Annotated in this window: 12 protein-coding genes; 5 read left to right on the plus strand and 7 right to left on the minus strand. The window is 67.2% G+C overall.

Annotated features, from left to right (window positions below):
* Positions 1-16: 16 nt before the first annotated feature.
* Positions 17-496 carry a nuclear transport factor 2 family protein gene (locus LPA45_RS21595; protein ID WP_116321210.1) on the minus strand — a complete coding sequence of 160 codons (480 nt, stop codon included), beginning with the start codon at positions 494-496 and terminating at the stop codon, positions 17-19.
* A gap of 280 nt (positions 497-776) precedes the next feature.
* Here LPA45_RS21595 and LPA45_RS21600 point away from each other — a divergent pair, with 280 nt between their 5' ends.
* Both LPA45_RS21600 and ada read left to right on the plus strand, forming a co-directional pair.
* Positions 777-1,517 (plus strand): 2OG-Fe(II) oxygenase, encoded by a 741-nt coding sequence (locus LPA45_RS21600; protein ID WP_317919814.1) that lies wholly within the window; start codon positions 777-779, stop codon positions 1,515-1,517.
* A gap of 8 nt (positions 1,518-1,525) precedes the next feature.
* The gene (ada, locus tag LPA45_RS21605) at positions 1,526-2,611 is read left to right on the plus strand and encodes a bifunctional DNA-binding transcriptional regulator/O6-methylguanine-DNA methyltransferase Ada (protein WP_271815884.1); all 1,086 of its coding nucleotides are present in this window, start codon (positions 1,526-1,528) and stop codon (positions 2,609-2,611) included.
* Positions 2,612-2,633: 22 nt separating this feature from the next.
* On the opposite strand, the gene LPA45_RS21610 is transcribed toward ada, so the two are convergent.
* Positions 2,634-4,391, minus strand: a complete 1,758-nt coding sequence (locus LPA45_RS21610) for an FAD-dependent oxidoreductase (protein ID WP_116321212.1) — start codon at positions 4,389-4,391, stop codon at positions 2,634-2,636.
* A 213-nt stretch (positions 4,392-4,604) separates the two neighbouring features.
* On the opposite strand from LPA45_RS21610, the gene LPA45_RS21615 reads away from it, so the two are divergent.
* Together LPA45_RS21615 and LPA45_RS21620 are read left to right on the plus strand one after the other, a co-directional pair.
* On the plus strand, positions 4,605-5,348 hold the full coding sequence (locus LPA45_RS21615; RefSeq protein WP_116321213.1) for a YceH family protein: 744 nt from the start codon (positions 4,605-4,607) through the stop codon (positions 5,346-5,348).
* 409 nt (positions 5,349-5,757) lie between these two features.
* Positions 5,758-6,660: a patatin-like phospholipase family protein gene (locus LPA45_RS21620; RefSeq protein WP_116321214.1), complete on the plus strand. Its 903-nt coding sequence runs from the start codon at positions 5,758-5,760 to the stop codon at positions 6,658-6,660.
* A 41-nt stretch (positions 6,661-6,701) separates the two neighbouring features.
* Here the strand turns inward: LPA45_RS21620 and LPA45_RS21625 are convergent, their stop codons facing one another.
* The 4 genes from LPA45_RS21625 to LPA45_RS21640 form a co-directional block, all read right to left on the minus strand.
* A complete protein-coding gene (locus LPA45_RS21625) occupies positions 6,702-7,232 on the minus strand; it encodes a hypothetical protein (RefSeq protein ID WP_116321215.1) in 531 nt (176 codons plus the stop codon).
* A 217-nt stretch (positions 7,233-7,449) separates the two neighbouring features.
* Entirely contained in the window at positions 7,450-8,133 is a 684-nt protein-coding gene (locus tag LPA45_RS21630) for an Hpt domain-containing protein (RefSeq protein ID WP_116321216.1), read from the minus strand.
* A 45-nt stretch (positions 8,134-8,178) separates the two neighbouring features.
* Complete coding sequence (locus tag LPA45_RS21635; protein WP_116321217.1) at positions 8,179-8,802, minus strand: response regulator transcription factor; 624 nt, start codon at positions 8,800-8,802, stop codon at positions 8,179-8,181.
* A 768-nt stretch (positions 8,803-9,570) separates the two neighbouring features.
* Positions 9,571-10,719, minus strand: a complete 1,149-nt coding sequence (locus LPA45_RS21640) for an IS110 family transposase (protein WP_116324088.1) — start codon at positions 10,717-10,719, stop codon at positions 9,571-9,573.
* Between the two features lie 243 nt (positions 10,720-10,962).
* Between LPA45_RS21640 and LPA45_RS21645 the strand changes: the two genes are divergently transcribed.
* Complete coding sequence (locus LPA45_RS21645) at positions 10,963-12,855, plus strand: PAS domain-containing sensor histidine kinase (RefSeq protein WP_233528480.1); 1,893 nt, start codon at positions 10,963-10,965, stop codon at positions 12,853-12,855.
* Positions 12,856-12,876: 21 nt separating this feature from the next.
* Here LPA45_RS21645 and LPA45_RS21650 read toward each other — a convergent pair whose 3' ends face one another.
* On the minus strand, positions 12,877-13,350 hold the full coding sequence (locus LPA45_RS21650; protein ID WP_116323851.1) for an Lrp/AsnC family transcriptional regulator: 474 nt from the start codon (positions 13,348-13,350) through the stop codon (positions 12,877-12,879).
* Positions 13,351-13,563 lie beyond the last annotated feature (213 nt).

The following is a 13,563-nucleotide window of genomic DNA, read 5'->3' on the forward strand; positions in this document are numbered from 1 at the left end:
AACAGCGGTTTTTCGCTTACAGGCCCAAATCGCTCAACCCCGAATGCCCGTCCGGGCGCCGCCCCAGCGGCCAATGGAACTTGCGGTCCGCCTCGCGGATCGGCGCATCGTTGATGCAGGCGAAGCGGCGCCGCATCAGTCCCGCCTCATCGAATTCCCAGTTCTCGTTGCCATACGACCGGTACCAGTTGCCGGAATCGTCATGCCATTCATAGGCAAAGCGCACCGCGATGCGGTTGCCGTCATGCGCCCATAACTCCTTGATCAGGCGGTAATCCAGTTCCTTCTGCCACTTGCGCTGCAGGAACGCGACGATATCGGCGCGGCCGTTGACGAACTCGGCACGGTTGCGCCAGGCGCTGTCGACGGTGTAGGCCAGCGCCACGCGCTCCGGGTCGCGGCTGTTCCAGCCGTCCTCGGCGGCGCGGACCTTGGCGATGGCGGAATCGTGGGTGAACGGCGGCAGTGGCGGGCGGATTTCGGGTTGGGCGGACATCGGGTTTCTCCTGCAAGGCAAAGGATGTTCGGGTTGGCGGCCTGCTTGCCTCTCGACAATGATACAGACCTGTCTCATTATTTGTAGACAGACCTGTCTTGTCAAGGCAATTTGTTGTGCAGAATTCAAAAGCAAGACTCGGAGTGCCACGGCGACCGACGCGGCCTAAAGTGGGCACCATGCAAGCCAAAACCGGAGAACGGCAGTGACAATCAAGCAGGCACAGCGCCCCCAGGCATACGCGACGGCGGTAGGCGGACCGCGCCGCCCCGTGCCGGACCTGCGGGAAGACAGGCGCCAGCCGCCTGCGCATGCGCCCGTCGGAGTGCGCGTCGATGGCGTCGACTGGCCCACGCTGGAGCGCGGCCTTGATGACTACGGCTGCGCCGCCATCCGCGGCCTGCTGGCCGAAGCGGAATGCCGGGCGCTCGCTGCGCGCTACGAGCAGGAGGGGCTGTATCGCTCGCGCATCGTGATGGCGCGGCACGGCTTCGGCCAGGGCGAGTACAAGTACTTTGCCTATCCCTTGCCCGACATCGTCGGCGCCTTGCGCACGGCGCTGTACCCGCACCTCGTGCCCGTTGCCAACCGCTGGAACGCCGCGATGGGCATCGACACGCGTTACCCCGCGGTGCACGCGGACTACCTGGCGCGTTGCCACCAGGCAGGCCAGTCGCGTCCCACGCCGCTGCTGCTGCGTTACGGCCCCGGCGACTACAACTGCCTGCACCAGGACCTGTACGGCGAACATGTTTTTCCGCTGCAGGTGGCGGTGCTGCTGTCCGAGCCCGGACGCGATTTCACCGGCGGCGAGTTCGTGATGACCGAGCAGCGCCCGCGCATGCAGTCTCGAGCCGAAGTGGTGTCGCTGCGCCAGGGCGACGCGGTGGTGTTCGCCGTCAGCCAGCGGCCGGTGCAAGGCAGCCGCGGCAGCTACCGGGTAAACCTGCGCCATGGCGTCAGCCGGCTGCACGCGGGCCAGCGCTACACGCTCGGCATCATCTTCCACGACGCCAGCTGAGCAACGACATGCCTGTATCCATGCCAAGACCGCGCCGCAATACCGGCAGCGCCACCGCCATCGAGAACGACCCGCGCTGGGCGCGCGTGCTGGCGCGCGATCCCGCCGCCGACGGCAGCTTCGTCTACGCGGTCAAGACCACCGGCGTCTATTGCCTGCCCAGCAGCCCGTCGCGGCTGCCGCATCCGGCCAATGTCGAGTTCTTCGACAACGCCTCGGCGGCCGAAGCCGCCGGTTACCGGCCCAGCCGCCGCGCCGCGCCGCCCGCGCTGGCCGCGCAGCACGCCGCCATCGTGGCCGACGCATGCCGCCGCATCGAGGCCGCCGACACCTTGCCTACGCTGCCCGGGTTGGCGCGTGCCGCCGGCGTCAGCCCCTATCACTTCCACCGGCTGTTCAAGGCCGCCACCGGCCTGACCCCGCGCGCCTACGCGGCCGCACACCGTGCCAGCAAACTGCGCACGCAGCTGGGCAGCAGCGAATCGGTAACCGAAGCCATCTACGACGCCGGCTTTGGCTCCAACAGCCGCTTCTACGAAACCGCGGACGCGGTGCTCGGCATGACGCCGTCGCGCTATCGCGCGGGCGGTGCCGACACCGATATCCGCTTCGCCATCGGCCAATCGGCGCTGGGCGCGATCCTTGTCGCGCAGAGCGACCGCGGCGTCTGCGCGATCCTGCTGGGCGACGATCCGCAGGGACTGCTGCAGGATCTGCAGGACCAGTTCCCGCGCGCCAACCTGATCGGCGGCGACGCGCGGTTCGAGCAACTGGTGGCGCAGGTGGTCGGCTTTGTCGAGGCGCCATCGACCGGGCTGGCGCTGCCGCTGGACGTGCGCGGCACCGCCTTCCAGCAGCGCGTCTGGCAGGCGCTGCAAGAGATCCCGCCGGGCAGCACCGCCAGCTATGCCGAGATCGCGGCCCGCATCGGCGCGCCGCGGGCGGTGCGAGCAGTGGCGCAGGCCTGCGCGGCCAATCACCTGGCGGTCGCGATTCCATGCCATCGCGTGGTACGCAGCGATGGCGCCCTGTCCGGCTACCGTTGGGGCGTGGCGCGCAAGCGCGAACTGCTTGAGCGCGAAGCGCAAGGCTAGGCGCGTGCCCTGGGTACTTGCGCTATCGGGCCGCCGCCAGCTGGGCCTTCGCCAGGTAATCGTGGATCTGCGCCACCACCGCGGCGCCCTCGCCCACTGCGGCCGCGACGCGCTTGGTCGAGCCCGAGCGCACATCGCCGATGGCGAACACGCCCGGCACGCTGGTCTGCAGCGGATACGGGACCGCCGCGGCGCAACCGAGGTCGCCGCCTCCGGTGCGCACGAAGCCCTTGTCGTCGACCTCGACATGGCAGGTGCGTAGCCAGGCCGCGTTGGGGTCCGCGCCGATGAACAGGAACAGGTGGCGCACGTTCATTTCCACCGGCGTCGGGCTTTCGCCCGGCGCGTCGTAGCGCACCCGCGACAGCCAGCCGTTGCCCGTCAGCGCGGTGATGTGCGCATGGGTATGCAGCGTGACGTTGCGCAGCGAACCAATGCGGTCGATCAGGTAGCGCGACATGGTCGCGGCCAGCCCGGGCCCGCGCACCAGCATATGCACGTGCGCGGCATTGGATGCCAGGTAGACCGCCGCCTGCCCGGCTGAATTGCCACCGCCGACCAGCATCGCGGGCTCGTTGCGGCACAGCTTGGCCTCCACCGGCGAAGCCCAGTAGTAGACGCCGCGTCCCTCGAAGCGCTCCAGCGCTTCAATGCCGGGCCGGCGGTATTGCGCGCCGGTGGCGATCACTACGGTATGGGTCGGGATCATGCGTCCGTCGACAAGCTCCAGCTGGATTGGATCGGCGCCGCAATGCAGGGCCTTCACTTCCAGCGGGATGGCGATATGCGCGCCGAACTTCAGCGCCTGCACGAAGGCGCGTCCGGCCAGTGCCTGCCCGGAAATGCCGGTGGGAAAGCCCAGGTAGTTCTCGATGCGCGCGCTGGCACCGGCCTGGCCGCCGGGCGAGCGGCAGTCGATCACCGCGACCGACAGCCCTTCGGACGCCGCATACACCGCCGTCGCCAGGCCTGCCGGCCCTGCACCCACCACGATCACGTCATAGACATGGTGCGGATCGAACTCAGGCAACAGCCCCAGGCATGAGGCCAGCTGGCCCTCATCGGGCGCGCGCAGCACGCTGCCGTCAGGGCAGATCACCAGCGGGAAGTCGCTGGCGGGCGCGTTGGCGTACTCCAGCAGCAACGAGCACTCGCCATCCACGTCCATGTCGATCACGGTGTGGGGATAGCCGTTGCGCCGCAGGAATGCCTGCAGCGCCAGCAGCAGCGGCTCGGTGCCGTGGCCGACCAGCACCGGCCCGCTGCCAAACTCGATCAGGCCCACGCGGCGCAGGATCAGGGCGCGCATGATGCGCTCGCCCAGTTCGGCCTCGGCCACCAGCAGCGCGCGCAGGCGCTCGGGCGTGATGGCGTAGCCGTCGGTGTCGGTCACGGCAATGCCGTCGACCAGTGCCGGCCGGCCGCTCAGCGTGCCGACCTCGGCCAGGAAGTGGCCCGGCCCCTGCTCGGTGATCGTGGATTCGCGGCCCAGTCCGTCTCGACGCACAAGGCGCACGCAGCCGCTGGTCACGAGGTACATGCCGCGCCCGCTCTGGCCGATCGAGAACAGTTTTTCTCCGGCGCGCCAGCGCTGCGGCGTGCCGAAGCGCTGCACCCGTGCCATGTCTTCGGCACCGAGCTTCGGGAACATCTGGTGCCAGCGCGACTCCAGCGTGGAATACGGCGCTTCCAGTCCGCCACCGTCAGGCGCTGCGCCCGCGCTGCCAGCCTCGCCGTCGGTGGCGCCCGTTGCCATCGCTTCCGCCTGCGAAATCGCCATTTCGGCCCCCCAGTGGTCGGTGCGCGCGCCAGCCGGCGGCGGCGCGGCCTATCGATAGTAGACGGCACGCCGCAGAATGCGAGGGGCGAACGGGTCGCAAGCAGCGGCGCGGCGGCCCCGGCATGGCATAGTTGCGCCTGGCGCTGCCTTGCGCTTGAATGGGAGCGCGCCGCCAGGCCGGCAGGCGCGGCCCGAGTCCACACCAGAGTCTTGATGCAACCCGATTCCGTCTCCGACGCCAGCCAGCCTGGCGAACGCCCCGCCCGCCCCGCGCCGCGGCCCCTGTCTGCAGTGGAAGGCCGCGTACTCGGCGTGCTGGTGGAAAAACAGCACACCGTCCCCGATACCTATCCGCTGTCGCTCAACGCCCTCGCGTCCGGCTGCAACCAGAAGACCGCCCGTGCCCCGGTCATGAATGTGAGCGAACCCGAGATCCTCGACGCCATCGACGGGCTCAAGCACCTGAGCCTGGTCTTCGAGGGGAGCAGCAGCCGCGTGCCACGCTTCGAGCACAATATGCAGCGCGGGCTCGGTGTACCGAGCCAGTCGGTCGCGCTGCTGGCGATGCTGCTGCTGCGCGGGCCGCAGACCGCGGCGGAGTTGCGCCTGAATACGGCGCGCCTGCACGCGTTTGCCGATATTTCGTCGGTGGAGGCTTTCCTGGAAGAACTGGCGGAGCGCGAGCCGCCCTTCGTGGTGCGTCTGGCGCGTGCGCCCGGCGCGCGCGAGCATCGCTGGATGCACCTGCTGAGCGGCGACGCCGGACTGGAAGCGGCGCAGGAGTCTGCTTACGGAGGCAGCCTGGGCGGTGCCGAAGCGGGTGCGGGGACTTCCACCGAACTGGCGCAACTGCGCGCGGAACACCAGGCGCTATCGGAAAAGGTCGCCCGGCTGCAGGCGCTGGTCGAGCATATGGCCGGCCAGCTGGGGATCTCCGCGGACGAATTCCTCGAATAGCGCGTCCCGACACCTTACGCCGCGGCCCTGCATGCCGTGTCGCGGCCGAGGGTACTGCCAGAAGGTCTGCCCCACCCCACTGCCAGCCCAACTTGGAGGTTGCGGAAAATTTTTGGCGGTTAATTGCATTTTATTGGCGAAGCATGTCCCCGGCAGCGTCAGGCCCGCGGTGCGCAGGCAGGCTTCGATCAATGCTGCTTGTGCCGGATGGTCTGGACGATCTCGCCCGCTTGCGCAACGGCCATCATGGCCGCCGCGCCGAGCCGTTGAAGCGCGCCAGGATGATGTCAGCGCGGGGAGCCATCCTGCCCAGCGGGCCCGGTGTCGCCTATGCTTTGCTAGGGTCGGGGGCACACGAGCCAACATGCAAGGGGAGACGGCGCGGACGCACCGCGCCATTACGACAGCCATGGACAAGACAGCCTTCGTATTCGCCGGCGGCGGCAGCCTCGGTGCGATCCAGGTCGGCATGCTGCGCGAGCTGGTGGCATGGGGCGTGACGCCCGACATCGTCATCGGCGCCTCGGCGGGCGCCATCAACGGGGCCTATTTCGCCTGCAACCCTGGCGTCGCCGGCGCTGGCCGCCTGGACCAGCTGTGGCGCGGCATCCGCCGCGCCGACATCATGCCGTGGGGCTGGCGCAGCGTGCTTGGCATGGTTGGAGGCAGCCGCGGCCACCTGGTCGAGTCGGCGGGCCTGCGCGCGCTGCTGGCGCGCCATTTCGGTCCGCGCCGGCTCGAAGCGGCGGAGTTGCCGCTGCATGTGGTTGCCACGGATATGCAAAGCGGGGACGAGGTGCTGCTATCCCAGGGCAATATCGTCGATGCGGTGCTGGCCAGCGCCGCCATTCCCGGCGTGTTCCCGCCGGTGCAGTTCGAAGGCCGCACGCTGATCGACGGCGGCGTGGCCAACAATACACCGGTATCCACCGCGGTCGCCCTCGGCGCCACCCGCGTGATTGTGCTGCCCGCCGGCTTTACCTGCGCCGAGCGCCGGGCGCCGCGCGGCGCGCTCGAGCATGCCTTCAATGCGCTGTCGCTGCTGGTAGCACGCCAGTTGGTGAACGACCTGCAGCACTTTGCCGACCGCGCGTATATCAGCGTGGTGCCGCCGCTGTGCCCGCTCGATATCTCGCCCTACGACTACACACGCTGCGGCGAGCTGATCGACCGTGCCGCCGCCACCACCGCCCAATGGCTGCAGGGCAATGGCCTGGATAGTCGCCATGTCCCGGGCGCGCTGCACGTCCACTCGCACGATGACGGTGCGCCCAGCTGCAGCACCGATCTTCCGGCGGCCGCCCCGCACTGACGCGTCCCGCGTGGCGTAGAAAGGGCCAGCCGGGGCCGGCTTCAGGGCAACCGCGCCAGCAGCCGGTCGCGCCATGTGGGTGGCAGCGCCAGCCGGCCTTGTGCGCCCCCCGCCTGGGATGCATAGACCAGCGCGTGGCCGTCCCAGCTCACGTGTACCGGACCGACGCTGGTGATGGTGCGATGGGCCAGCAAGCCCTCGCGCCCTTCCCCGCGTGCCGTACCGCGCCCGTCGCCATAGACGCGCAGCAGCAGCCGGTCATGGCGCAGGTAGCAGAATTCGGCGGCGTAACGCGCAGCCGCATCCACCGCCGGCAGGTGCCGGCAGTTGTGGGCACCGGCACGCTCCCAGGCGCCGTGCCCGTAGACGATCGCGGTCCAGATGGCGCCGAGCGCGACCAGCCGGCCAAATGCGACGCGCACCAGGCGCTGCGCCCGTTCGCGGCGCCCCTCGCGCGTGGCCAGCACCTGCAGGATGGCGCGGCCGGTAAAAAACGACAGCAGCAGCAGCGCCACCGCGGCCAGGTGGAAGTAGAAGGCCGATTCCGGCAATGCCGCCAACGCATGGTTCATGACCCGTTCCCGGAAAATGACGGCGCCGGTGCCCGGGGGAATCCTGGCGGAAAATTGCCGCGCCAAAATCCATCCATGACCGCGCCGAATGAATCGGCAGCATTCATTACCGGATATTCAGGATACCCAGCCGCCGTTAATCCAGAATAATCGAGCGGCGCGCTTGCGCCAATCCGGAAAATTACCGTGCCTGATAATCACGCCAATTGGCCCGGCATTATGTCCTGGCCGCCAGTGCCGTCAGCAGTCCAACCAGCCGCACGCAGGTCGGCTCGAAGATCGCGCGGAGTGCCGCGACCGTGCCGGCATCGCCGCTGCGGGCAGCGTCCTCAATGCGTTGTGCCAGCACGCGCAACGTGTCGCAACCGACATAATGCGCCGACGATTTCATCCGATGCGCAATGCTGCCGCATGTTTCCAGGTTGGTGCCGGCGCCGCGCAGTTGTGCCAGGTCAGCCTGCGCCGACATCACCAGCGCCTGCAGCAATTCGTCCGCGAAGGCCGCATCGCCGAAGGTCTGCGCGGCAATCGCAGCGGGGATCGCGGCCGCCTCGTACGCGGGCAGCGCAACGTAGTGGCGCTCGGCCAGCATCGCGAGAATCGCCGCCTCGGTTGCCGGCACCGGCAATCGGGCCACGAAGGCACCATGTTCCGAGCGCTCCCCCGGCGGGACCGCGACCGCGCACAACGCGCCGACGGCATGCCAGCCTTCCAGCAGCGTTGGCGGCACGGGCGTGCCGGGCCCGGCGATCACCAACCCGACCTTGCCAGCCGATGCCGGCGCAAGCGCCGCTGCCGGCGCGGCCGCCTGCGGTGCAAATCCCAGCCGCTGCAGCAGCGCCGCCAGGCTGGCGGCCCACTGTCCGTCGTGGAGCGCGGCAAACAGAAGCGCGCCGGTCATGGCAGCGCGCCCCCGGACGATGCAAAAGAAACCAGGTTCGCCATGCTAGCCGATTGCAATATGGTGGCGCCGCGCAAAATCGATGACATCCACAAGCGAGCGCGCCCCGAGTTTTTCCATGATCCGCGTCTTGTGGGTACTGACGGTCTTGTTGGAAATAAACAGGGCTTCGCCGATTTCCTTGTTGCTCATGCCTTTGGCCAGCATTTGCATGATAATCAGCTCCTTGTCCGACAGGCTGGCCAGGCGCACTGCCTCATCGCCGAACTCAGATTTGCCGCGTTCGAGTTCGGGCATCACGGTATAGCCGGCCAGCACCGACTCGGCGCAGCGCACGATTTCCGCCAGTTCCTGGGTCTTGCTCACGTAGCCATGCGCGCCGGCCTGGCGCGCGCGCGGGGCAAAGGTATTCTGGTCCTGGCCCGAGATCACCAGGATGCGCACGCCCGGATGCACGGCCATCAGACGGGGGATCACTTCAAGGCCGTTGATCTTCGGTATGTCCAGGTCGAGGATCACCACGTCCGGCGCATACTGCCGCACGATTTCCACGGCGGCCTGGCCGTTGTCCGCTTCCAGTACATGCGTGATGCCTAGCACCTGGGACAAGTGGGTCTTGAGGACGATTCGCACGGGCGGATGATCGTCGACGATCAGGATAGTGGCCACTGCATTCCCTCCATAGCAAACTTTTTTGTGCCCGCGTGAAGCGGCACGCAGTCAGGCGTTGCAGCATTGTGCTCAGCATTTGCTCACGAATACACCTGAAGCTTCCGAGGTGCGCCACGAATCTTCCCAACATTCCTGAACTGGCAATTAGCTGTCCCATTTGTCCCATGCAATCACGTGCATCGGCCGCGGCCGATGCAGTGCTAATGGAGAGCACATGCATCGCGATCCGCAAGGCGAATCATAGCGCCGCGGTTGCGCTTGCAAATGTACCGAGGGCTCACCCGCGATACGTTCCGTCGGCTGGAGGGCGGCAAAACCTCGCGCTGCAGGTGAGGTAATGGCAGCGCGTTAGGCAATATCTCCATTCGATTCGGAAATTTCCACAAGCACTTTCGGAGTCGTCTGAATGAGGTGGCGCAGCGAGGCTCCTTCTATGAACAGTGGTTTGTCAAATCCTTTTGCAGAACTGGCTAAGTCGACCGGGCGATCGAACATTCCTACTTTGGTAGGTGCATAGGTCTGAAGTCCGTTTGTGTGCGCGCGTCAGACGTGACGTCCGACCACCTTCTATCCGCCGGCGCTTGGCCGGCCTCATCCTGCATGCGCATTACGCCGGAATCATCAACCAGGAACAAATGCCCCATCTAGATAAATCGGTTGCTTCAGCAACCCAGGAGCCTAACGGGCATGTTCACCTCAGACCGTTTGTGCTTGCGTAGTTGCCCTGACCGAGCGTTACCTCTTTCCTGCAAGCTTTTAGGAGGCCTATGCCGACTTCAGCCGTGCGCCTTCGGGAATCTCACCGTCTTTCAGATAGCGCCACAGCGCAATGGCCAGTCGCCGTGCGACTGCAACGATCGCGATACGCCGGGCGCGCCGGTTTGGTCCCGTGCTCTGGGTCCGCTCGTTGAACCAGCGCGTGAGTGCGCTGTCGGGCTGGTAGCGGAGCCAGCACCATGCCATCTCGATCAGTAACGCGCGCACTCGTCGGTTCCCCTGTTTGCTAATGCCCTGGTCGACCTGGCTCTCGCCGCTGTCGTAAGGCTGGGGCACCAGCCCCGTACAGGCACCCACTTGGCGCCGGTTGCCGAACTCCCTCCAGAACAGTTCGAGCGCGAGGCGTGACGCGCCCACTTCGCCAATTCCTTTCAGGCGCGCCAGGTTATCGCGTCGCTGGCACGCGGGTGCGGGCAGGCTTGCCTGCCGCGTCTTCTCCAGCGCCGCGAGTTGCTGCTGCGCTAGCGCCAGCCGATCGCACTCGCGCAGCAGCCGCTCGCGCATTTCGGGCGGCAACGGCGCGCCGTCGTGACACTTCACCTCGTCACGGGCGAGCCGGCCGGCGAAGTGCCTGTGATGCACCTCATCCCAGCAGCCGAAGGTGGCCAACAGTTTGCGCATGCGGTCGCAGTGCTGCAGCACTTCCTTCTGCAGTTGCCCGCGATCGCGCATCAGGTGCCGCGACGCTTCGTCCTGCGGGGATGGCACGTGAACGACGTGCATGCGGTCGCGCTCGCCGCGTAGCCAGGCGCGCAGGCTGATCACCAGCTTGATGACATCGAGCCGGTCGGTCTTCGCGCGCCGCTTGTGGCGTTCGACCGGAATGCTGGCCGGATCGATGACGTAGCACTCGATGCCGCGTGCCTGAAGCGCGCGACAGATCCAGAACCCGTCCTGGCCTGCCTCGTAGCTTATGACGACGCGCACACCTGCTGGCAGCGACCACTTGTCTTTGTGTTGTTCGATTAGCTCCATGACGGCCTGCAGACGCGCTGAGGCTTGCGGCTGCGCGACGGTATGCACCGCAGGCTTCTCGCGGTGCCCGTCGTGTAACGCCACTTTCCACTTCGCGGCCGCCAGTTCGAGCGACACCGCCAACACCCGCTCCTCGGTACCCGTGGTCTGATCTGTACGCATGATGCTCTCCTGTGAGCCCAAGCACGACACGCTGATTTTAGGTATGGGCGCTTGTCGATGGCTCCCTCTATCTCATAGGATCTAGAGTGAATACCAGCCGTATTTTCCTGGTTCACCTTGCCCCCTCTGTCCTGCCTGTCCTGCCTGTCTCGCTTGCCGGTCCGTTCGAAATCCCTCCGCACGGCACCCCTCGCCCGGTCGCAACCCCGCCACGCAAGCGCCGCGTTATACCGTTGGGCAGCGATGCTCCTGATCGCCTTCTCGACTGGTGCCACGGGCCAGACCATGGCGCCCGTGTACGCCACCCCGTTGGCCCATGAACGCCTGTACGGCTGGGCCGCGATGCTGTTCTGCGGCCTCAGCGCATGCCTGCTGGCATGGATCGCCGTGCTCCACCGCGAGGTGCGCCGGCGCCGCGCCGCCGAGAGCGCGCTGAAGGACCACATTGCGATCCAGTCGGCGCTGCTCGACGGTATCCCGCAGCCGGTCTACCTGCGCGATGCCTCGCTGCGCCTCATCACGTGCAACCGCAACTATGAGGAACTCGTCGGCGCCACGCGCAGCATGCTTCGCGGGCAGCCGCTCGATGCGCCAGGCCATGCGCATCCCATCGTCACCGACATGGCCGAACTGGCGCGCGACTACCGCAAGGTCCTCGACGAGGGCGAGCCGCTGCGCAAGGACCGTTGCCTGCTGCTCAACGGGCGCAGCCATCATGTCCTGAACTGGGTTACCCCGCTGCGGGGCGCTGACGGCAAGGTCAAGGGCCTCGCGGGCGGCTGCGTCGACCTGACCGAGCGCCACGACATGCTGGCCGAACTGGCGCACGCCAAGGCCGAGGCCGAGGCCGCCAACCGCGCCAAGTCCACCTTCCTGGCTTCGGTCAGCCATGAGATCCGCACGCCGATGAACGCCATCACCGGCATGCTGGAACTGACGCTGGCGCAATGCCAGTTGCCCGACCACCAACGCCTGCAACTGGTGACCGCGCATGAGTCGGCGCTCGGCCTGCTGGCACTGATCGACGACATCCTCGACCTGTCCAAGATGGAAGCCGGCAAGTTCAGCATCCACCCGGCACCCGCGTCGCTGCCGGCGCTGATCAAGGACACCTTGCTGATCTTTGGCCCTGTGGCCGGGCAGAAGGGGCTGGCGCTGACCAGCGAGCTTGGCACTGGCGTGGCGCCGCTGCACCAGGTCGACGGCCTGCGCTTCCGGCAAATCCTGGGCAACCTGGTGTCCAACGCAGTGCGCTTCACCGACCGCGGGGCGATCCGGGTCCGGCTGGAAGCCGAGCCAGCCGCCGACGGCAAGCAGGCCGTGACGCTGGCCGTTGCGGATACCGGCATCGGCATACCACCCGAAGCGCAGGCGCGGCTGTTCGAGCCGTTCGTGCAGGTACACGACCAGTCGCGCACCCATGCAGGCGGCACCGGGCTCGGCCTGGCGATCTGCCAGCGCCTGGCGAGCGCGATGGGCGGACGGATCTCGTTGTCCAGCCAGCCGGGCCACGGCACGCGCGTGACGGTGTCGCTGGCGCTGGCGCTGGCCGACGCCGTCGCGGCCTCGCCGGCGCAGCCTGTGCCGGTGCCAGGCTGCGCGCGTTGCCACGCCCGCATCCTGGTGATCGACGACCATGCGCCCAACCGCCTGCTGCTGCAGCGCCAGCTGGAGTACCTGGGCCACCATGTGGCGACCGCCGGGGACGGCCGCGACGGGCTGGCCAGGCTGGATGGCGCCGTGTTCGATGTCGTCGTCTGCGACTGCGCGATGCCGGTGATGGACGGCCTGGCCTTCGCGCGCGCGGTGCGGGCCCGCGATGGCGCCGCCCGCGATGTGCCGATCGTCGGCTGCACCGCCAGTGCCGTGGCGGAAGACCACGCCGCGGCGCTGGCTGCCGGCATGAATGCGGTGATCGTCAAGCCGGTGGGGCTGCAAGCCCTGTACGAAGCAGTGGCGCGCGCCTGCAGCGGTTGCCGGCCGCCGCGGCCGGCGATGACGGTGCATGTGGCGCCATCCGACCTGCCCGCTACGGATGCGCCGGACGCCAACAAACCCGGCTCATGCCCCGCGTGGTGCGCCATATGCCGCGAGATGAACGTGGCATGCGACCGGACCGGCAACGGCCCGGAGTGACGGAAACACCGACGCGCGGTTTCAGGCTTCCACCGGCACGGCGCTGGTGCACTTGATCTCGTCCAGGCAGACGCTGGATTTGACCGCGCTGACGCCCGGGATGCGCATCAGCGTATCGAGCAGGAAGTCAGACAACGCCTTCAGGTCCCTGGCGACCACCTTCAGCACGTAGTCGATATCTCCGGTCACGGAAAAGCACTCCTGGATCTGCGCGAGCTCCGCCACCAGCCGCTTGAAGTTGGACAGCTCGCGGATATGGCCACGCTCCATCGTCACATGGATGAAGGCGACCACGCCCAGGCCAAGTGCAGCGGCATCCAGCCGCGCTTCGTAGCGCTTGACCAGCCCGGCCTCTTCCAGGCGACGGTGACGCCGCAGCGTTTGTGCCGGAGACAGCGCAATTGCCTCCGCCAGCTCCAGGTTCGAGGCGCGCGCGTTCTCCTGCAATACCGCCAGCAGGCGGCGATCGGTACGGTCCAGGTCGATCGTTTGCACTTTGATTTCCTCATTTCAAAGATTTTTGCAATTGAATTTCATAATCTAGGGTTTCCCTGCGTGGCTAACGAAATCCAATTTTGCTGGCCAGAATATACACTGCATCCCAAGCCAGCGACATAAAGCCAGCGCGGCAAACAGTTTGCGCGGCACTGACTGGCGGCGGCGGCACCCGATCCGGGCAAAGTCGCCACTGCAATAATATTTCCCGAC

Origin of the sequence: Cupriavidus sp. Agwp_2 (genome assembly GCF_040784895.1) — a bacterium.
GTDB lineage: Bacteria > Pseudomonadota > Gammaproteobacteria > Burkholderiales > Burkholderiaceae > Cupriavidus.

Coding starts and splice junctions, on each gene's coding strand:
- LPA45_RS21615 (WP_116321213.1), top strand. CDS start 4,605: ATGCAACCCGATTCCGTCTCCGACGCCAGCCAGCCTGGCGAACGCCCC.
- LPA45_RS21610 (WP_116321212.1), bottom strand. CDS start 4,391: ATGGCGATTTCGCAGGCGGAAGCGATGGCAACGGGCGCCACCGACGGC.
- LPA45_RS21595 (WP_116321210.1), bottom strand. CDS start 496: ATGTCCGCCCAACCCGAAATCCGCCCGCCACTGCCGCCGTTCACCCAC.
- LPA45_RS21640 (WP_116324088.1), bottom strand. CDS start 10,719: ATGCGTACAGATCAGACCACGGGTACCGAGGAGCGGGTGTTGGCGGTG.
- LPA45_RS21630 (WP_116321216.1), bottom strand. CDS start 8,133: ATGACCGGCGCGCTTCTGTTTGCCGCGCTCCACGACGGACAGTGGGCC.
- LPA45_RS21620 (WP_116321214.1), top strand. CDS start 5,758: ATGGACAAGACAGCCTTCGTATTCGCCGGCGGCGGCAGCCTCGGTGCG.
- ada (WP_271815884.1), top strand. CDS start 1,526: ATGCCTGTATCCATGCCAAGACCGCGCCGCAATACCGGCAGCGCCACC.
- LPA45_RS21625 (WP_116321215.1), bottom strand. CDS start 7,232: ATGAACCATGCGTTGGCGGCATTGCCGGAATCGGCCTTCTACTTCCAC.
- LPA45_RS21645 (WP_233528480.1), top strand. CDS start 10,963: ATGCTCCTGATCGCCTTCTCGACTGGTGCCACGGGCCAGACCATGGCG.